The organism is Paraglaciecola marina (assembly GCF_004360155.1).
GTDB classification, from domain to species: Bacteria; Pseudomonadota; Gammaproteobacteria; order Enterobacterales; family Alteromonadaceae; genus Paraglaciecola; species Paraglaciecola marina.
In genome coordinates, this window is the sequence record NZ_SAIS01000009.1 from 33,137 (window position 1) to 52,159 (window position 19,023).

The window sequence follows — 19,023 nt, forward strand, 5'->3', positions numbered from 1 at the left end:
ATCTGAATATTTAAATGAAATCTTATTACTAAGGAAATATTTTAATCTCTGCCAAGTAAGGCCTTCAGATACCTCCTAACTCTATGATGAAGTGGTGGGCTAGGAGGCTTTTTGTTTAAAGCGTAAGTTAACGCCTCGCTTAATTCCGCTTTTTCTGGAAACTGTGTTAAGGCTTTTAGATTTTCTAATACAAACTTTCTGGCACTGTGGCTGTTTATAGGCATAGCTCTAACTTTCTCAAAGGTGAGTTTGTCGGGAAAAGCGGCGCTTCGATCTAGCGCATCATATATCTCTAAATTAATCATAGTACGAATACATTTTTCACATTTACAACAATTATAAGTACTGTCTGGATTTCGCCAACATACTCTGAGGCTTTCAAGGGCTAAATTATTTGTAGCAATTAGCTTGGCCTTATCGATTCTTTTGGCTTCACAGCCATCATGAATAAAAGCTAAGCTCGAAGAACTCCATTGTGGATCTAACAAGGGGTGGGTGCCCCAAGGAAATAGGTTGCCATAATGATAAGATGAAGGAATGGTAATAGTTTCAAACTCGTGGCTTAACAAGTGACCTATGCTTATTAACGCGGCGCCATGTCCTAATTCACCCCAAGTCACATATTTATCTAAGTAATCTCGTAGATTAGTCTCGATTTCAATGAGATTGACATTATTTTGTTCCGCAACCTTGTGGAGTTGAGCAGACGTTTTTGCTCTTAATTCATGATCTGAGAGTTTAATGTCATAACCATGTACAAATATCAGATCTGTAATTTTGCTTTGGTGCTTTAGAAAACTGTAAAACGAGTCCATTCCACCAGAGAAAAACATACCGTGTCTTTTAAATTTTTGAGGGTTAACCTTAGTTTCAGAGGAATTAATTACAGGGATAGAGGTAGCCTGGTTGTGCTCAAAGTCTACTTGAGTAAAGTTTTCATGCCAGCTTTTGTAAATATTTTGAACCGTGTACTGACCAGCTTTAAAGTTTGTATCTAATTCTGCTTCTAACAATACTTTGGGTATTCCTTGTTGCATGGCTGGTAGTAATGTAACCGTAGCTTCCACCTCTGCAGACATAACTAAAGGGTGTTTACTTTTAAAATATATTTCTTGGGGGGCAGATGTGTTCTGAATGTTCACAACAAAACCAGCTCCATCAAGTAGTGAGCTTGATGAAACATTGAGCTGAGAACTCTTAAGCTTGTTAGGCATACTCTGTTCCATTATAGGTGATCTTTTAAGTCATCGACTTCGTTGAGTAAGTAAGTTAAATCGGACTCCGTCATCCAGGTATGGTGAAAGTTTGAAATTTTCCCCCCTAAAGAGTCGAAAGTGTAATTTTTCACCCCAAGTAGAGTGCTCATTATAAAAGCATGCAGACGGTCGGTTACCACTCGTTCACCTTGACTAAGCAATGCTATTCCTCTGGTGAGATTGGTGTGTGCATAATGTAGTCGTAGCTTTTCATAAAATGGTTGTATTAACTTGGTTTGGCTAGGATAGCGTTTGATTAAGTAGCATAACCAAAGGTTTAGTTTGCTCTGTAATGGGGCTTTTTCGACAACCCAATCAGAACAAGAGTAGGTTAGCGCCTTGGCTTTTAGCAATTGGTTAATTGCCTCAGTTTTATTCACTAAAAGTTCTTTGTCTTCACGAAGTAAGCAGAACACATCAGACTTAGCTGGCAGACGCACTATCGTTGGTAAATAGAAAGCCATATCGGGTATTAGCTTAGTTGCACAACTGAAATTGTGTTGCGCAAACTCCAAACTTTTTTTATCTCTTACAAACAGTGAATAGTGAGCACATCTTGTTATAGCATCTGCCGTTTCTTTGATTGAATCTTGGGTTTCAAAGTGAATGCTTTGCGGAAATTGTATTAACCTTTTATGTGAAAATTCATTCATTATAGCAAGGCGAATTTTTTGGTGACGTTTCCAAAGATCACCAAAATTTCCTCCACCTTGAAAAAATATACAATCAGCTTGTTCTAAGAGGTATTTTTGCCCTGTAGCGTAGCTTCTATGATCAATAAAATGCACTTTAGCTCGTGGAAAATGAATGTTTAAAAAATTCATTTGTCCCAGAAAAATCGCACTATCACCTACGTTTGGATAATCTGGCGGATCAACTAATACAATATTTAAAATGCTCTCAGGTAGGCTTGGTAGTAACGCCTGTTTAATTATGTTTTTTAAAAACATATTGCATTTCTAATTAACATCTTAATTTTCCTTAAAAAATGTTGTACAAGCCACGCTAAACATTCTCTGTACCTATCTTATATTAATGTTACTAGCTCACTCGTCTTCGTACTATTTTATTGTTTCTCTTAAGTCATCCACATCGTCAATTAGATGGGTAATTGATGCGTCACTTAACCAAGCCTTATAAAAAGACGCTACCTTGCTTCCTAGCGAATCAAAAGTGTAGTTAGTGATGCCTAATAAATGACTCATTATCATGGCGTGCAACCTATCGGTTACAACTATTTTTCCTGAGCTTAACAATTTAACCCCTCTTTTTACATTGTCTCGCATATAAAGAATACGGATATATTCGTAAATAGGTTGCAGTATTGGAGTGATACTAGGATGTAATTTAAACCAGCGACATAATAAGTCATTCAGTTTGGCTTTTAGTGGCGCTTCTTCAATGACCCAGTCTTCATGCATATGAGTAAGGGCAAGCTCGTCAAGAATGGAAATAATCGCTTTAGTTTTGTCTACTAATAACTCCTTATCTTCTCTTAGTAAGCAAAAGGTATCTAGGTGCGGTTTCAAACGTGTCAACTTAGGCATATAAAATGCCATATCTGGACTTAAGTTAGTTTTACATGAGAAGTGTTTTTCAGCGAAAGCTAGGCTATTTTTATCCCTTACAACTAATGTGTAATCTGCACAGTTGTTAATTACCTCAGCCATTTCGACTATATTGTTCTGGTCTTTGAAGTGAATACTCTGTGGAAATTGCAACATAGGTTTATTAGGAAATTCGCGCATTATTCTGAGGCGTGTGTTTTGATGTCGCTTCCACAAATCCCCCAAATTGCCACCACCATGAAATAAAATGCAGTCTGCTCGTTCTAATAAATATTTTTGACCATTTGCATAACTTTTGTAATCAACAAAGTTTATTTTTGCTTCTGGAAAGTGCACAGATAGAAACGTCATTTCACCATATAATATAGCACTGTCTCCCACATTGGGGTGATCGGGTGGGTCTACCAAAACAATCTTAGTTACGTTTGGTGGTATTGCTGACAAAACTTGTTGCCTTATTACTTCTTGTAAAATCATACTGTATCTCTTTTCAATTTTTTATTGACTATGCCGCTGAGTTTTTGCTCTATACCTTGTGGTTTTCCTTGCATTATCCAAATAAGAAAATGACAACTGCAATAGGTGAGTGCCCCAGCAGTACAAAGTAGACTTAGTTCTATCATCAAGTCCAAGGGAGTGGTTTCAAAGGTTAACTGACTCTTTAATAACAGCATTGTAAAATACATAACACAGACACTTAAAACAGGACGACACAAGACTGTTAACTGCTGCACTATGCCTACATTAAGTAAGTAGCGTACTAAGAAAAAGTTGTACACAAGGAGAAATATTAAATTAAGCAATTTAGAGTATAAAAGCCCAAAGAAACCGTAAATGTAAAGGCCGCCTAGACTTAGAACCACTTTAACGATAAAGAAGAGCACGTCTCGTTTGAATATAATTTTAGTCTTACCTGTGGCCATGGCAATGGCTTTGGTTACTGAAGTAATACAAGCCACAGCATAAATACCAGCCAGTATTTCTATGACAAGGATTGCGCCTTGCCATTTTTCACCAAGAGCCAAGAGAACCATTGGCTCAGCTACAAGCACCAACCCAAAACCTATGGGTAATAAAATAGAGTAAAAAATAGAAATGCTGGTGAGGTAAGCTTGTGTGAAACGTTCTGGTTTATGGAGAAGTTGAGAAAAAGCTGGGAACAAGGCCCTATTTAAAGGTGTGGTTGTTTCTCTTGTTGGCATACTCGCCAATTCATTGCCGATATTATAAACCCCTAGGGTGACCGTACCAAAAAATTTTCCAATCAATAGTTGATCAAGCTTCCAATTAATATTGTTGATAATATGGCTTAATGAAACCCAAACTGAAAAAGATAAAATTTCTTTATTTTTTTTCAAAGAAAACCTTGGAAGGTAAGGTAAGAAGTAATAGGTAAAAATAACATTCAGAAGTTGGGTAATGACACTACCAATTACTAGTGCCCAATAAGACTGGGTGTAATATGCAATAGCTAAAGAGGCTCCTGTGGCCAGTAACTTTGATAATACACTCGTAAAAAAGATGTAAGAAAAATTCAGGGATTTTTCGAAAATTACAAACTTTGGGTTGATAAAGCCATCAGCAAAAGCAGCTACTGAGAAAATAATCAGTATTTGTGTCACCTTAGGTTCATTGTAAAAATTAGCAATGGGTATTGCTGACACAAGTAACACTAAGCAAATTAATGTGGTTCGGATAATATTGATGGTAAATGCAGTATCGAAATGTGCTTTAGTGGGGTTCTTTATGGCAATTAGTGCCTGACTTACAGGAATCTGCACCATTGATTGCAATAAGGTGGCCACCACACTAGCAATGGCCACTAACCCAAAGTCTTCTGGTGTTAATAATCTTGCCAATATAAAGATGCTAGTCATGCTCAAAACAGTAATGACAACCCGAGTAAACATGAGCCAGCTGGACGCTTTAAATACTTGAGGTACGAGTGATTTAGGCACTAAAATCCTTAAATAATTTAATCATGTTATGAGTAGCACTGCTTGGTAAGTGCACCAACTTTTTCCCAAGTCAAGTTAAGAGCTGCTGCTCTATTAGTTGTTGCCATTGCCTGTAGTGGAAGTGTGTGAATATTTTGTAGTACTGATGTAAGTTCGGCTATATTTGCAAAATACTTTACCCCTGGTTCGGGGACACAACCAAATACTCTTGCTTTTTCTGGCAATATTAATGGCTTCCCTTGCGTCATGGCTAGAATGGTTGAACCTGAAGTTAAAGTGTCGGCAAAGGGTATTACAACAATATCTGCAGCTGTGATTTGATCCACTAATTGCTGTTCTGGCAGAAACTCAAAATTGGCAACGATCTTACCGTTTAGTTTTACTTTTTCTGATAATTCATTTTTATAGTTTGCATCGGACACGCCGCCAGCAAGGGTTAAGGATGAATTTCCTAGAGTGGATTCAATACTATTGAAACAGTCAATTAAATTATCCACACCTTTGTAAGGTCGTATCGAACCAAAGTATAGAATATTAATGACATCAGGCTTGATATTTAAGCTTTTTCTTAAGCTATCTTTAGTTGCTGAAGGCTTTGGGTAACAGTTGTCGTAATTACCATGAAATATTACCTTAGTTTTTTGTAGCAACGGATATTCGTAGAACTTAGTAACAAGCTCCATCGCTTCAGTGCTATGAATAATTATTTGGTCTGCTAGGCGGCAAAATTGACGTCTAATTAACAACTCTCTTTTCTTATTTAAACCTTGGTGGGAGAGCTTGTTATGTATGGTCCAGATTACTTTGATACCACTTTTTTTTAGCCTCCATAAGTCAAATAACATCAAGCCTAATTTGATATAAAAAAACAGTGATGACTTTGACCAACTTAAACGGTGAATAAGCTCTGCAACCCAATGTAAGTGCAAAACCGTCATGTTGGGATTCTGTTTATGTAAACTCGTAAATGGTCGTAATCCCGCTGGATAATTTTGCATTTTCACTTCATATTTATCAGAAATACTATCAGCTAATAAATTTTGATAGGGATTATTCTTAGACCAGTTAGGTGCAAATATCACCAAGTCTTTCTTCTTGCTCATGGTTTTATGCCTAAAGGAGCTAGGCATAATCTGAGTAAACTCACTAGATAAGATTTTGCAAATCTCCAATTACTAGGGTCTAACTTCCATGCTTCCAACATGGCACTAGACGATGCTTTAAGTTTCCCAAGGTCTTTTAATGCAATAGATAACTCCCATGCGTTAACCTTCGCTAATTGTTTTTTTATGGCTAATTTTTCTTGTTTTGTATGGGCTAAATCTAATAATGAGGAATAACCCCGAAGCATTGTTTTTGCGCTGCGTTCAGCTTTTTCGGGAGATGCCCCTGCGACTAGTGAAATATGGGCATCATGTATATGATAAATTTGGTGTGTAGTATCTACAAAGGCAAATTTGTGTCCCTGCAATACTGATTTTATAGCATAAAACCTGTCATAGGCCGTTCTATAACTTCCGTCAAAAACGTTTTTTTCAAATATACTTTTTCTAATAATCGCACATTGAGTACTTCCTGGTACACAGTGTTCAATGGCAACAGTTTTTATATTTTCGTCAACAATGACTGATATAGCGTTTCTTTTTTCAGTGAGTAGGCTCACAAAAGGATGGCGACTGCCATCGGCCATAATGAAGTTACTTGACTCCTTAATCTCTTTAGTGTCGTGATCGATTCTTTGTAAAGAGCCAAAAAGCCAATCAATGTCTGAATGTTCGTCGAGTGCTTTTACAAACTCATCAAGATGGTAGTTTGGCCATTCATCGTCGCTATCTTGAAAGGCAATATATTGACCTTTAGCTAAGGATAGACCGTAATTTCTGGCGACATAGGGGCCTGCATTTTCTTGATGTCGATAAATAACATCTTGACCATGGGCTAAAGAGTGTTCTTGTAACCATTGTTGAGTATTGTCTGTGCTGCCGTCATCAATCAAAATAACCTCAAAATCTTTAAATGTTTGTGCATCTAAAGTGGCATATAACTGAGGTAGAAATTTCTCTCTATTATAGAGAGGAACGATAACACTTACTGTTGGGGGTATTTGCTCATTCATTAAATTTATTTTCCAATTGTTGAGACAATATTCTCCAATCATAATTTATTGAGTGCGCGCGGGCATTTAATTTCATCTCACGCAGTTTGTTGGGATTAGCAAGCATAAATTGGACTTTATCACTTAATGGTTGAGGTGTGTTGCAATCAACAATATATCCAGTTTTACCTTCGATCAGGGTCTCAGGTGTACCGCCTGAATTTCCGCCAATGACAGGAACTCCACAAGCTTGGGCTTCTATCATGACTATTCCAAAGCCTTCTATGTTCCGTCCAATATCTCTGTTAGGTAGAACAAAAATGTCGCTTTGTTGATAACACTCTATCATTTGTCGATCTGATAACTCGGACATAAACATTACATTATCTTCGAGGCCGAGCTCTGAAACTAATTTTTCAAGTTCTGGTTTTTGAGGTCCACCTCCGATTATGGCGTAGAGAACATCAGGAATTTTGACTTTTATATCGACTAAAGCTTCAATTAAAGTTGCATGGCCTTTTCGTAACTCTAATCGCGATACAGTGAGTAAAACTGGGCGTTCATTCCAACTAAATTTAGCTCGTAACTCTAAGCTTTTTGGGGCTGGTTTGAATGTATTTGTATCAACTCCGGGAGTTATTACTGTAGTCAACTCAGGGTTTACATCCCAGTGAGCTAGCAGTACTCGTTTAGAGTTTTCACTATTACAAATTAATAGATCTGCACCTTTTAGGGCCCGACGAACTATCCAGCTAAATGAGCGACTGGTTGCTGCATTTTCAACATCTTCGCCATGAATATAGCAGTAGTAAGGTATGTTTAAAGTTGACTTAATAAGGTATGCAATAAAGCCCTCGGGAATACATCTACCACAGTGAATCACGCCAATTTCGTGTTTTTTAATCGCTTTCCATGTGTCAATAAACAAATTAATATAGAAAATTATTCCAGAGATAGACAGAAGTCCCCAATCAGACCATTTTTTATATTTAAACGTGATTCGTTCTATTGTTAAATTTGCCTCATCATCAAATACCTTCTGTTCTGGTGTGGTGCCTGCCAGAATGACGTAGTTATTAGGATCAAGCCGGCTGTATACTTCCCAAAACCACCGGCCGCTTCCTCCATGTATTGGAGGAAAAATTTCACTAAATAATAATGTTTTTTTCATTGCATAGTTCTTAGGTTAGAGTGCCGTTTAGCAGTAAGGTTAAATTGTGTTCGCAAATTTTTTCATGTTGCTCAAACCATTCATTGCTTGCATACTTTTGCCATTGATTCTTGGGCGGTGCTTGAATTACCTCACACAGTTTACTTATGCCGGTTTGCGAGATATCTAAAACATCATAGAGCTGTTTAATTTGCTTTTCGGGGTCTTCAGTTAATTGCTCAAAACTTAGATTATGATCGCTGTAAGCTACGCCATGTAAGTATGAGAGTTTCCATAAATAATAAAATCTCTGATAGGGATGGGGTGTGTTAACTTTAGACAATATGGGGTAATGCTGTGACAAGTCTTTACACCAAACATCTAAATAAAATGCATCTTGATAGGTATGTTCCACATCATCTTTATTCATGATGTTTTTATCTGTTAAAAATGAACACCATTGGTCTCTTGGATGCCGATGTAAGTGAATAATTTTGGCATTTGGAAAGTGTTTTTTGAGCCAAGGTAATCTGAAATCTATACGATTAAATTGTAAAATGGGTCTGCCTTTGGCGGAGCTAACCAACGACTCAATGTAAGACTTCATACTTGGGTTCCAACTATCTTCGGTCATTAATAGTTGTTTTCTAATCCAATCTTCATTGTAGAATTGTGTAAGTTCGTTCAGACCATCATATTCAGCTGAATAATCTGCAACGCCTCTGTGTGAACTATCAACTGTGTTTCCTCTTAAAGCAGGATTAAACCATTGTCTTTCGTTAAAAGGTTCATAATAAGAGGTGCAGCCTGAAGTTTGCCTGAATAAATTCCATAGCAAAGTTGAACCACTACGAAATCGACTGGTTATAAATACAATATCATCTCTATTCGCGGGAGATTTTAGTTGTTTGCTACTCTTCTGACAGTAGGGTGACTGAGTGTTCTTTATTTTAGGTAGAGGATTCGATGTATGATTTATTTGCTGCTGCAATTCTGTCTGTATCTCTTCGCGACGAAGAAATTGCATGAAAATATACGTTAGTTTTTGTTTTAAGTTATAGAGCATCTGTTTACCCATTAGACTTGATAGGAGCTTGCTTATTCTTAGGTAAACATTTTAAATAGATGGCTTTGTAAGCATTAGCCATATTAGGGATACTAAACTCCTGATTAAATCGCTCTTTACCAGTTTTGCCAAATTTATGCTGTAATTGCACATCATTTATAAGGCGCACAATTGCCGCTGCATAAGCATCTTCATTGTCATTCGGAGTCACTAAGCCTGTAACTTCATCTAACACAATTTCTGGGTTGCCCCCTGCATGTGTGACTATACAAGGTTTACCCATTGACATGGCTTCTAAGAGAGTCATAGATGTACCTTCACTCAATGAAGGTAATAGATATATGTCCATTAAGGCTAAATGATTTTGAGGTTTAGGCTCATACCCAGTTAGAATAACGTGCTTCTCTAGCTTTAATTCGGAGACTAATTTCACTATGTTTGGCATTTCTTCACCGTCGCCTACTAAGAGCAGTTTACAGGTTAATCCTGTATCTAGGGCTTTCTTAAACGCTTTTAACATCATGCTGTGATTTTTGATCGGGTCTAATCTTGCAATGGTTCCAATGCAAGGTACGTGTTCTGAAAATGCTAATTCTTTAGATAACAACTTGGTTTTGTCTTTATCTTCCTTTAGGCCAAAAATACCGTTATAGACAATTTGTATTTTATTGTTGGGGATATTTTCAAACTCGAATAATGCCTGTTTCGTTGCCGCCGATATGGCAGTTGTGGCAGCTGTAAAAATATTTAACAGTGGATTAAGTAGTTTCCGCTTCCAACTACTTGAGTCAGGGTAAAAGCGCCCGTGCTCAGTGAAAATTACTTTAGCATTAGTGTAAAAGCTTCCGAATAATCCGTATACGTATGGTGTGTACTGATGACAGTGCACAATATCAATTTTGTTTTCTTTTATATAATGGCGTATCTGGGTAATGAGTTTTGTGTCAAACCCTGGTCGCCTAGATAAGGCTTGAATTTTTATATCTTGCTCAAGTAGCTCATTTGCAAAAGGCCCCAGTGGAGATTCTATACATAGGATCGACATCTCAAAAGTGTTCTTGTCAGAGCCTTGAATTAAGTTTTTTATGACTTGTTCGGTGCCACCAATTCTCATGTCATAAGTCACATGTAGGACTTTTATTTTAGCCATGAAGTAGTTTCTCAACAGTTTGGAGGTAAGTTGATATAGTCGAGCAATTGAGAGTTAAGATGTTCTTAAGCTGCATCTGAGTGTTGCTCAAGCTGCATATATTTGAACCACCACATTTGAAACATCAGCATACTCCATAACACATTACTATGGTCGGCTTTATTTTGCTGATGTTGCTCCCACAAGTGCTCAACAATGTGCATATTAAAAAACTGCTGAATACCTGAGGATTTAGTGAATAAGTAATCTTCGGCTAGGTCTTTTATTTCGCCCCGCAGCCAAGTGGCAAGTGGCACTGAAAACCCCATTTTTTTGCGATATAAAACGTCGTCCGACAAAACCGGCTTAAATGCTTCTTTGAGAATGTATTTTTTCTCTCCATTATTAAACTTTAGTGAGGAGGGCAAGGTGGCAGCAAACTCAATAATGTCTTTATCTAAAATTGGCGCTCTAACTTCCAGTGAGTTTGCCATGCTCATTCTATCCACCTTTACTAATATGCCCCCAGGTAAATAGGTTTTCAGATCTGTATACAATATTTTCGAGACATGATCGGGTCCATCAGCTTTATTGTATGCGTCTACAGTAATTTTAGAAGGGTGGTAATCACCTAGGGTTTGTAATGTGTTTTCTGAGGCGAGTTGTTGCCATAACCTATCTTCAATTTGTGAATTTGTGACGTAAAACCCCATAGCAGGCTCTAAGCTTAAACTATTAAAAAGTGACTTAGCTTTGCGGAATATGGGCAACTCACTTTTGGCAAATAGCTTAGACAGTTTAGGAAATATATTTTTGCGTAATGCTTTTGGAAATTTATTGCGAAGACGGTTTTCGATATCGTCTGTTGTGTATTTTTCGTAGCCAGCAAACACTTCGTCTCCACCATCACCAGCAATTGCCACAGTTACTTGAGAGCGAGCTAATTCAGATACAAAATAAGTGGGTACCAGTGATGGGTCTGCGAAGGGCTCATCAAAGTAGCCGACGATTTCTTCTAAACTATCATTTACATTTTGATGCACAGTAAATTCATGGTGTTCGGTGTGATACTGCTCTGCGACGGCTCTAGCAAACTCAGTTTCGTTATATTTTTTATCATCAAAGCCAATTGAGCAGGTTTTAACTGGGGTCTTAGAGTTTTGTGCCATCATAGCCACCACGCCACTTGAATCAATACCCCCACTTAGAAATGCCCCTAAGGGCACGTCACTTACCATTCTATCTTTAGTGCAATTCGTGGCTAATTCAAATAATTCTTTAGTGAGCTCTTGTTCAGATTTTGTGGTGGTTTTACTATAGCTCACATCCCAATATTGCTCGATATTCATCCCGTCATTGGAAACTGTCATTAAGTGGCCTGGGGGTAACTTATGAATATCATTGAAGATAGTTTTAGGATCTGGAATGTATTGATAGGCAAAAAAGTCATGTACCGCATCTAAGCGTATTTCTTTAGGGACATTTGGTAAGGTTAATATCGCTTTAATTTCTGATGCAAAGGCAAATTGTGTAGCAGTTTTAAGGTAATAAAGAGGTTTCTTTCCGATTCTATCTCTAGCTATTAATAGTTCTTTGCTTGCAGTATCCCAAAGTGCAAAGGCAAACATGCCACTTAACTTACTTAGCATTTTTTTACCCTCTTGTGCATAAAGGGCGAGTATCACTTCTGTGTCTGTGTGGGTTTTAAAAGGATAACCTGCGGCGCTCAGCTCCTTTCTTATGGAAAGGTAGTTATAGATTTCACCATTGAATACAATAATGTATTTACCATCATGGGAGGTCATGGGTTGTACACCAGCTTCTGACAAATCAATGATTGCTAAACGTCGGTGTGCAAGTCCTACATGGTCATTAATGTATTCACCGCCAGCGTCAGGCCCGCGGTGATAGATACTATTACCCATTTTCTTAAGGGTTTCTGTATCACCCATGTTTCCCAAAAAATGGGTAAAACCTGCAATTCCACACATTAACTCAATTCCTGTGTTTTAGTTTTAAAACCAACAATAGCTATATTTTATAAACTGATATGTTTGCGTATTTTTGGCCCAATAACTGTTGTCACTTTCAAAGGCAGTTTTGACCAAATATTTTCTACTAATTCTCTGGTTTTACTGGTTCCAGCTGCTTCGTCATGATTTTTTATATCAGAATTTAGGTTGGACCATTTCAATGGAGTTGGCACTGCTCCCCATTGGCGTTTAAATTTATAAGTACCTTCATTATAGGTAGACCTTCCAAAATCAAACTCGGAGATACTTGTGTCAGCTACATGTTGTAGTAGGGACCAGTAAAGCATCATATTGGGTGCTAACCTGTTGTATTCAGATACTGTTGAGGCCCATGGTATACAAGCTTTATTACCATTGGTTAATACTATGCCTGCGCCTACTGGAGTGTTCTCAACGTACACAACAGATAAAACGATATTTTCAGCATAGTTATTAAATATAGTCTCAAACCATTTTTTACTATGTACGGGTGAGCCTAATTTTCTCATGTTAATTGAAAAAATTTGATAAAAGTCATCAATGTTTTTGGGGCTTGAAGTTATTTCGAAGGTCAGGCCATTTTTTTCTGATTTACGAATTTGACTACGTAACTTTGACTTAAAACCCGACATTAATGCTTCAGAAGTTTCTGGCAAAGGAAGTAGCATACGTACTTTTTTGCCGTCTAGGGTTGTCTCATCTGTTACTACAGAGCTGTTATCCCGGTATTCAAATGTTGTTCCCTTTCGGGATTTTAAAGCCTTAAGAGCTTCCTCGATTAAGGCTTTTTGAATTGTTTCATTATTTGCTAAACAAAATCCTAAGTCGCAATAGGGGAGGGAACAAAACATCGTATTAGCAAAAGGTTTCTTCATACTGATACAAGGTAGAACTCCAACGACAGAGTCACCTTCTAAGGCGATGAAGCTTATATTTTTATGATGGTAGGCTTGTTCAATACTGTTAACCCAAGCGAAGCGATGATAAGGAGTAGCGTCTGGATGAGTACTTACATACTGATCCCAAGCTTGCTCATCAGTTACTGCACTTAGCCTGATATTCATTCAGCGGAACTGCCATTGTGGGAGGTACGTTCCTGCATTTTTTTCGCAGCTTCAGATATGGTACAAAACTCAATATTGTATTGAGATGATAACTCATTGATAACTGTTTTTATGGCATTAGAAATAAAGGCAAATGCGTCTTTATTACCAAGTAAGCTATTTTTGTTGTCTACTAAACTAGAGCTATGCATATACATATGTAGAATGGGATAACCTTTATCAATGACAGATTTACATAATGAAATCATATCATTAGCTGCGGATAATTCTGGACACAAATAGTTTTTTCTTAAAACATTAGTATGCCATGCTATACCATTAAACCTAGTCCAGTTTAACGGTGGCTTAGTAAATGCTGTGTGGATTTTATTAGCCAATTCAAAATTGCTTCGATTAAATCCAACAGTAACAGGAAGCTCATAAATCTTATTTTGTGAGGAAACCTTAAGGGGGTTGTTTAAGTCAGGCCAATAGGGCAGAGATGGTGCGCCATTACAATGAAAATATTCATTTTCATAGAAAGGGTAAACGCTAGAGTCCACATTAAAGCCTTGCTCTACAAGTAAACTCATAACTGTCTTGTCAATCCCCCAACGCCCTGTTCTAAATGATTTTGGCTTAATAGAAAAGCTTTGCTCAAGTTTTTTTACTAAGTTTTCTAGTTTTTGGGAAACTTGTTCTTTAGGTAAGTTAACAACATGAGACTCGAACTCTCCAACCGGACCGAAGAAAGGAGGGTTACACCAAGGGTGAAGATGTGCTCCTATTTCACAGTTGCCTTCAGGTATTAACGGCAATATATGTTTAACGGCTTGTGGGTTATCAGCTACCGCGTAATCTACAAAATAAGTGGGGCGCAGGCCCAACCCTTCACATATTTTTTGGAAGGCCGGAATAGTGTCAATGTTGGAAACGTTAGCATCCTGCTGCGGAAAAGCCTCACCCCATTCCCACTCTTCTTCTGTATCAATAGATAATACAAATAGGATAGGTTCAGTGGTGTCCATTTTTGGGGTCATGAGTTTTCCTTAACCAGATCTTCAAACAATTCTGTATATTCTTTTGCCATACGGTTTGCGGAATAATGCTCATACACATACTTTTTGGCATTTGCGGATAGTTCACCAGCATATTCTTGATTAAATAATAACTCTTCCCAATAATTTTGTAGGGTTTGTTTTTCTCCAAGTGGTGCTAACAGACCTGTTTTTTGGTGTTCTATTAATTGGTCAATGCCCGGAATATTGTATGCCGCGACAGGTATACCCGCTGCGGTCGCTTCCATCAGGCACCTTGGTATGCCTTCTAGTGTTGAGGTCATAACAAATAAATCAAAGGATTTTAGAAGCAATAGACGGTCGTCTCTAAAGCCTAAAAACTCAATTTTACTATGGCTGGACAATGTTTTTGAATAGTTTTCTAATTCGGGACGTGCATCTCCGTCTCCTAACAATACTAATTTGGTTTTAGGGTGCTTTTTATGGAGCTGTTCGAATATATCTAAGATATCAAATATGTTTTTACGACTGATCATTTGGCCCACAAAACCGATACGCTTTTCTTCTGAGCTATCTCGATTTGGCGCTATGGTGGCCTCAACTTCAGATAAATCTACGCCATTTTGAATATATAAACTTTTACTTTTGGCTACTCCCATTGATAGCACATCGTCTAATAACTGTTGGGATAATGGTACAACCTTAGTTGCGTATTTCATTGCTTGGCAGCCTAGCCAAATGAAGGTTCTTAGCTTAAAGTCTTTTGCATTTTCAAAGCCATGGGGCGTAACCACACAGGGAACACCAGCTTTTTTTGCTGCCCAAACGCCAATAATGTCTGACTTATAGCCATGAGTATGCACTATATGAATGTTTTCTCTTTTTATAAGTTCTACGATTTTGTCGACTGCAGATAGGTCAAACTTACTTTTCATATTTATGGTGTGACAAGGTAAGTTTAGCTTTTGGTATTCTTTTACTAATTCTAATGGTTTTTGAGCTGGCTCCATGGTGACGGCTAAGTCACTTCTAACTATCTCTGTATCTAAATGTTTAGATAATGCAAGTACCCATCGCTCTGCGCCGTAAAAACCCGTTGGGCATATAAACTGCAACACATTAATTGTTTTTGTCATTTGTGTTAGTCCTTAAAGAGTTTTTACGCCAATGGATTTAAATAACCCTGCAAATGTACCTATTGCCCTAGCAGGAAAATAAAATATATAAAAAACCACAATATACCAAAGGTGAATTTTTTTATTGGCTAATAAGTAAAGCCGGATACTGTAAATAAAAACTGGAATGACAGCAAAAATTAAACTAGTCATAGCAAGTAGGTTCAGATTAATAATAAATAAAAATATTGAAGAGATTAACATCAGCATTATAGCAGGAGGTACGGCAAAGCTTGGCCATTCACGGATAGGAATATTACGGCCAGAGATTGATTGAAGATTAGACTGTCCTCTCCAAATTTCTTTATAAAACATAGCTTTATATTTTTTATCTTCGCCTAGATGAATATAATTGGCACTTGAGGTGTAAAATAAAGTTCCCAATTTGGCGGCTTGATCTGTGAAATAATAATCCTCACATGTAATGAGATGTTCCGGAAAACCACCTATATTTTCAAATGAGGTCTTTTTTAAGCACAAATTCCGCCCAGGAAGAAAAGCTACGTCAGTATCAAGTTCTGCATTACTTAGAGCCGTGCGGATTTGCTCTAATGGTGGGGCACTTTCCTCACAAATTTGCATGGAACTGCAGATTATTCTATTACTATCATGGTCGAGTGCCGTTAGCATTTGCTCAACCCAATTATGAGATAGGTAGACATCCGCATCTAGAAATGCCAAATATTCTCCATTAGCCTTTGTTACTCCGTAATTTCTTAATGCTGATATGGTTTCTGATGTGGGCCGAATATGTACACTCAGTGATAAGGCATTGTTTGTTGACAACACTTGTTGCTGAATTTCTGGTGTTTGACTAACCACAATGACTTCAATGTCATTCTGATTGCAAGTTTGTAGACTGATAGATTCTAAGGTCTGGATCAGCATTTCAAATCGCCCCTTGTGGGGAATAATAAATGATACTTGCATATGAAATTATTTTTCCTGTAAGTGCTGGCTTAAGATAGCCGTTTTTTTAGCCATTCTAACTCTCCCTTTAATGAGATATTGAGCAACCGCCTAAAAACTGTTGTTATCACGGCTGTTGCCAATGAAAGCTTTTGATAACTAGCTTTGGGCCAGTCCTCTCTTATGTTGTCAAAATCTACTTTTGGGATGTTTTGATAAAACGCTACTGCACCGTAATTTTGCATAGTTAATACTAAAATTCGAGTATAGGTTTTTGTGTCTGAGCTATTAAGTTTATTGGCTACATAGTCTTCAAAGTACTTAGCTTTTGTTAAATACTCATTATTTTTTTCAGGGGAAAAATAAAAAGCACTCGCAAATATATGTGCCTTCCTTAAATCTTGTGCTGTCCAAGTATCGTTTGGGTACTCCAATATATTGGGTTTTTCTAAGTAAGGGTATTCATGCTCAAACATCCATTGGGCATAATTTAATAAACTATCCCTACAATAATAAAAGTTTTCATCTAATTGCTCTTGGTTAAGTTTTACATGCAGGTATCTACTCATTGCCTGCAGCAATACTGTATAAAACCAAGTGTTTTCTACATCATCTAGTGATCTTTGTGCCACTGATTCGTTAGGGTGCAAGGTATGAGTAATGATGTGCTCGACTTGATTTAAAAATGTTTGGTCTTGAGTTAATTCGTAACTATCTAGCAATGCAACTAGGTAGTTTGCGGTGCCTCTATCTAAAGGGTACTGCCCCGTGAAGTGGTTTTTAATACCCGCAAGATGTCTATTTTTAAAGGTTAATAGTAGCTCTATACAGGTCCCTGAGCCTTCATACACATTGGTTATCCATTTAGTTAATGTGAGGACTGCTGCCTTGGAACTTTCACTAGCAGTTAAAAAATGATGCAGCATTAAACCTGTTGTATAACAGTGCTGACCACCCGGACCTCCGCCGCCAGCATGATCTTGGTAGGCATTACTTGCTTGATCTTTAGAATATGAGCGATGGCTCGATGTATAAGCTTGTAGATAGTGGTCTGTATGCCAGAATAAGCCACCATTGTATTCACATTTGTCTTCTTGGGTATGGTAGATATCTATATCTTTAATATGTCTGGCTAGGTCATCTGCTAATTCAAACCATCGGGATTCGCCTGTGGTTAAAAATTGCTTTATAAACCCCATTAGAGGATCATATTGATTGTTGTAATGGGAAACAAATATATCTTTACCTTCATGACCTGCAGTTTCATGGTCTGCATAGATATCGCCAAAATTTCGCCATCCATATTCGTCTAGCTTTTCCCGTTTTACGAAGAAGTTATTGTCTCCGTCAATTCCTTTTTTTATCAGGTTACTAAGTAATTCATTTTCATGAAATGACGCTAATGGGTATAACACTTTTGTCAATTGAATCCATTGAAACGGAACATTAACTTGGCGCGTATGGTGTACCCATTCTAAGGTGTCGGAATCGTTTCCAAAACCTAGCCACAAGACGTGGGACTTTTTCTCTCCTGGCTGTAATTCATGTTGTAAGCCTTCTTTCTGAGGAAAGACACTTACATTAATATTTTCAGAAGACAATTCGATTCCGTTAGGGAAATTTTGCCAAAATTTCTCTAGGGTAATGGCGAATTGTTTATCAACCTTGATTGTAGGCGTGGCTCTTTGACCTTGATGTATAACTTGGTCATTCTCAACGCTTTGGTACCCACAAATTGAATGTGGGATCTTGTTGAAACGATCTAAGTGCACAGGGCTATTCCAATTTTCTCCACCACTAGAAAACTGTTCTATTTGTATAGCTTTGTTATCTATGCCTTGCCAATTTGCCATTAACTCTGTTTGATAGCTTAGGCCTGACTTGTCAAATTTTCTAAAATTAAAAATTAATGATTCAAAATAAAGTGAATTAGGGTCTCCTAAATCCCAATGGCCATTTGGATGGGCTGCAGCTTTAGAATTATGAATGGTATGTTCTATTTTTACATAAGAGCTGAATTTATAGAAAGTGAGCTCAAGTTCGAAGTCTGTCTGTCTTTTAGATCTAAGTGAATGATAATAACCACATAACTTAACTTTAATAGTACTTGCTAAACCATCATTTAAGTTTTTGTATGTCTCTATAGTAGTGCTAGTCACTTTACCTGTTAATGGTGTGTGTACATCTTCTTTGAGGCTTATATTGGATAATTCAAGTAATGGATGAGTTGTCGTTCCATCAATTGCTTTTATGGATAGTGACACTCTTTCGGTATTGATCGCATAGGTATGTATACAGTTATCTAACTCTAAGATATTACCCTTTTCAATGACTTTGAAATCATCTAATTCTTTTAAAAGTGGCTGTTCTTTAGGATATACAACAACTGAGTAATTCTTTTTCTCTTCCGGTTTAATAAAAAAACTGACAAACATCCATTTAATGCTGGCATCGGGCCAGCTTCCACATACTTTTACTGAGCAGTCAATTGCATGGTCATCAGAAAACAGGCTAACCTGTTTTATATTACCGACTAAAGCTATGGGGAAAGGAATTGCAAGCTCATATAAACCATTCTCTTTAACTTCCGTAGAGGTTATTTTAAGTGGAATGACGTGCTTATCGGAATGTTCGAAATTCATA

The 19,023-nt window shown here is 37.4% G+C and carries 15 protein-coding genes; all 15 read right to left on the reverse strand.

Annotated features, from left to right (window positions below; translation table 11 throughout):
* Positions 1-41 precede the first annotated feature (41 nt).
* The 15 genes from EOK74_RS13325 to EOK74_RS13395 all read right to left on the reverse strand — a co-directional run bounded on the left by EOK74_RS13325 (position 42) and on the right by EOK74_RS13395 (position 19,022).
* Positions 42-1,214 (reverse strand): hypothetical protein, encoded by a 1,173-nt coding sequence (locus EOK74_RS13325; RefSeq protein WP_133470515.1) that lies wholly within the window; start codon positions 1,212-1,214, stop codon positions 42-44.
* Between the two features lie 11 nt (positions 1,215-1,225).
* Complete coding sequence (locus EOK74_RS13330) at positions 1,226-2,206, reverse strand: polysaccharide pyruvyl transferase family protein (RefSeq protein ID WP_133470516.1); 981 nt, start codon at positions 2,204-2,206, stop codon at positions 1,226-1,228.
* Between the two features lie 111 nt (positions 2,207-2,317).
* Positions 2,318-3,301, reverse strand: a complete 984-nt coding sequence (locus EOK74_RS13335) for a polysaccharide pyruvyl transferase family protein (RefSeq protein WP_133470517.1) — start codon at positions 3,299-3,301, stop codon at positions 2,318-2,320.
* On the reverse strand, positions 3,298-4,782 hold the full coding sequence (locus tag EOK74_RS13340) for a lipopolysaccharide biosynthesis protein (RefSeq protein WP_133470518.1): 1,485 nt from the start codon (positions 4,780-4,782) through the stop codon (positions 3,298-3,300). Before EOK74_RS13340 ends, EOK74_RS13335 begins: the two co-directional genes overlap by 4 nt.
* A 26-nt stretch (positions 4,783-4,808) precedes the next feature.
* The gene (locus EOK74_RS13345) at positions 4,809-5,885 is read right to left on the reverse strand and encodes a glycosyltransferase (protein ID WP_166638766.1); all 1,077 of its coding nucleotides are present in this window, start codon (positions 5,883-5,885) and stop codon (positions 4,809-4,811) included.
* Positions 5,882-6,898: a glycosyltransferase family 2 protein gene (locus EOK74_RS13350; RefSeq protein ID WP_166638767.1), complete on the reverse strand. Its 1,017-nt coding sequence runs from the start codon at positions 6,896-6,898 to the stop codon at positions 5,882-5,884. Before EOK74_RS13350 ends, EOK74_RS13345 begins: the two co-directional genes overlap by 4 nt.
* Positions 6,891-8,048 (reverse strand): glycosyltransferase family 4 protein, encoded by a 1,158-nt coding sequence (locus EOK74_RS13355; RefSeq protein ID WP_133470521.1) that lies wholly within the window; start codon positions 8,046-8,048, stop codon positions 6,891-6,893. Before EOK74_RS13355 ends, EOK74_RS13350 begins: the two co-directional genes overlap by 8 nt.
* Before the next feature lie 10 nt (positions 8,049-8,058).
* Positions 8,059-9,054: a sulfotransferase family protein gene (locus EOK74_RS13360; RefSeq protein WP_239024117.1), complete on the reverse strand. Its 996-nt coding sequence runs from the start codon at positions 9,052-9,054 to the stop codon at positions 8,059-8,061.
* Positions 9,055-9,097: 43 nt separating this feature from the next.
* The gene (locus EOK74_RS13365) at positions 9,098-10,243 is read right to left on the reverse strand and encodes a glycosyltransferase (RefSeq protein ID WP_133470523.1); all 1,146 of its coding nucleotides are present in this window, start codon (positions 10,241-10,243) and stop codon (positions 9,098-9,100) included.
* 65 nt (positions 10,244-10,308) lie between these two features.
* Entirely contained in the window at positions 10,309-12,213 is a 1,905-nt protein-coding gene (gene asnB, locus EOK74_RS13370; protein WP_133470524.1) for an asparagine synthase (glutamine-hydrolyzing), read from the reverse strand.
* A gap of 47 nt (positions 12,214-12,260) precedes the next feature.
* On the reverse strand, positions 12,261-13,298 hold the full coding sequence (locus tag EOK74_RS13375) for a FemAB family XrtA/PEP-CTERM system-associated protein (RefSeq protein WP_133470525.1): 1,038 nt from the start codon (positions 13,296-13,298) through the stop codon (positions 12,261-12,263).
* Positions 13,295-14,317, reverse strand: a complete 1,023-nt coding sequence (locus tag EOK74_RS13380) for a polysaccharide deacetylase family protein (RefSeq protein ID WP_239024118.1) — start codon at positions 14,315-14,317, stop codon at positions 13,295-13,297. The genes EOK74_RS13375 and EOK74_RS13380 overlap by 4 nt, the downstream gene beginning before the upstream one ends.
* On the reverse strand, positions 14,314-15,432 hold the full coding sequence (locus EOK74_RS13385) for a glycosyltransferase (RefSeq protein WP_133470526.1): 1,119 nt from the start codon (positions 15,430-15,432) through the stop codon (positions 14,314-14,316). Before EOK74_RS13385 ends, EOK74_RS13380 begins: the two co-directional genes overlap by 4 nt.
* Positions 15,433-15,444: 12 nt before the next feature.
* The gene (locus tag EOK74_RS13390; protein ID WP_133470527.1) at positions 15,445-16,401 is read right to left on the reverse strand and encodes a glycosyltransferase family 2 protein; all 957 of its coding nucleotides are present in this window, start codon (positions 16,399-16,401) and stop codon (positions 15,445-15,447) included.
* A 29-nt stretch (positions 16,402-16,430) separates the two neighbouring features.
* Positions 16,431-19,022 (reverse strand): exo-rhamnogalacturonan lyase family protein, encoded by a 2,592-nt coding sequence (locus EOK74_RS13395; protein ID WP_133470528.1) that lies wholly within the window; start codon positions 19,020-19,022, stop codon positions 16,431-16,433.
* Position 19,023: the final 1 nt, after the last annotated feature.

Coding starts and splice junctions, on each gene's coding strand:
- EOK74_RS13390 (WP_133470527.1), bottom strand. CDS start 16,401: ATGCAAGTATCATTTATTATTCCCCACAAGGGGCGATTTGAAATGCTG.
- EOK74_RS13375 (WP_133470525.1), bottom strand. CDS start 13,298: ATGAATATCAGGCTAAGTGCAGTAACTGATGAGCAAGCTTGGGATCAG.
- EOK74_RS13395 (WP_133470528.1), bottom strand. CDS start 19,022: ATGAATTTCGAACATTCCGATAAGCACGTCATTCCACTTAAAATAACC.
- EOK74_RS13345 (WP_166638766.1), bottom strand. CDS start 5,885: ATGAGCAAGAAGAAAGACTTGGTGATATTTGCACCTAACTGGTCTAAG.
- asnB (WP_133470524.1), bottom strand. CDS start 12,213: ATGTGTGGAATTGCAGGTTTTACCCATTTTTTGGGAAACATGGGTGAT.
- EOK74_RS13360 (WP_239024117.1), bottom strand. CDS start 9,054: ATGCAATTTCTTCGTCGCGAAGAGATACAGACAGAATTGCAGCAGCAA.
- EOK74_RS13385 (WP_133470526.1), bottom strand. CDS start 15,432: ATGACAAAAACAATTAATGTGTTGCAGTTTATATGCCCAACGGGTTTT.
- EOK74_RS13330 (WP_133470516.1), bottom strand. CDS start 2,206: ATGTTTTTAAAAAACATAATTAAACAGGCGTTACTACCAAGCCTACCT.
- EOK74_RS13355 (WP_133470521.1), bottom strand. CDS start 8,048: ATGAAAAAAACATTATTATTTAGTGAAATTTTTCCTCCAATACATGGA.
- EOK74_RS13380 (WP_239024118.1), bottom strand. CDS start 14,317: ATGACCCCAAAAATGGACACCACTGAACCTATCCTATTTGTATTATCT.
- EOK74_RS13325 (WP_133470515.1), bottom strand. CDS start 1,214: ATGCCTAACAAGCTTAAGAGTTCTCAGCTCAATGTTTCATCAAGCTCA.
- EOK74_RS13350 (WP_166638767.1), bottom strand. CDS start 6,898: ATGAATGAGCAAATACCCCCAACAGTAAGTGTTATCGTTCCTCTCTAT.
- EOK74_RS13335 (WP_133470517.1), bottom strand. CDS start 3,301: ATGATTTTACAAGAAGTAATAAGGCAACAAGTTTTGTCAGCAATACCA.
- EOK74_RS13365 (WP_133470523.1), bottom strand. CDS start 10,243: ATGGCTAAAATAAAAGTCCTACATGTGACTTATGACATGAGAATTGGT.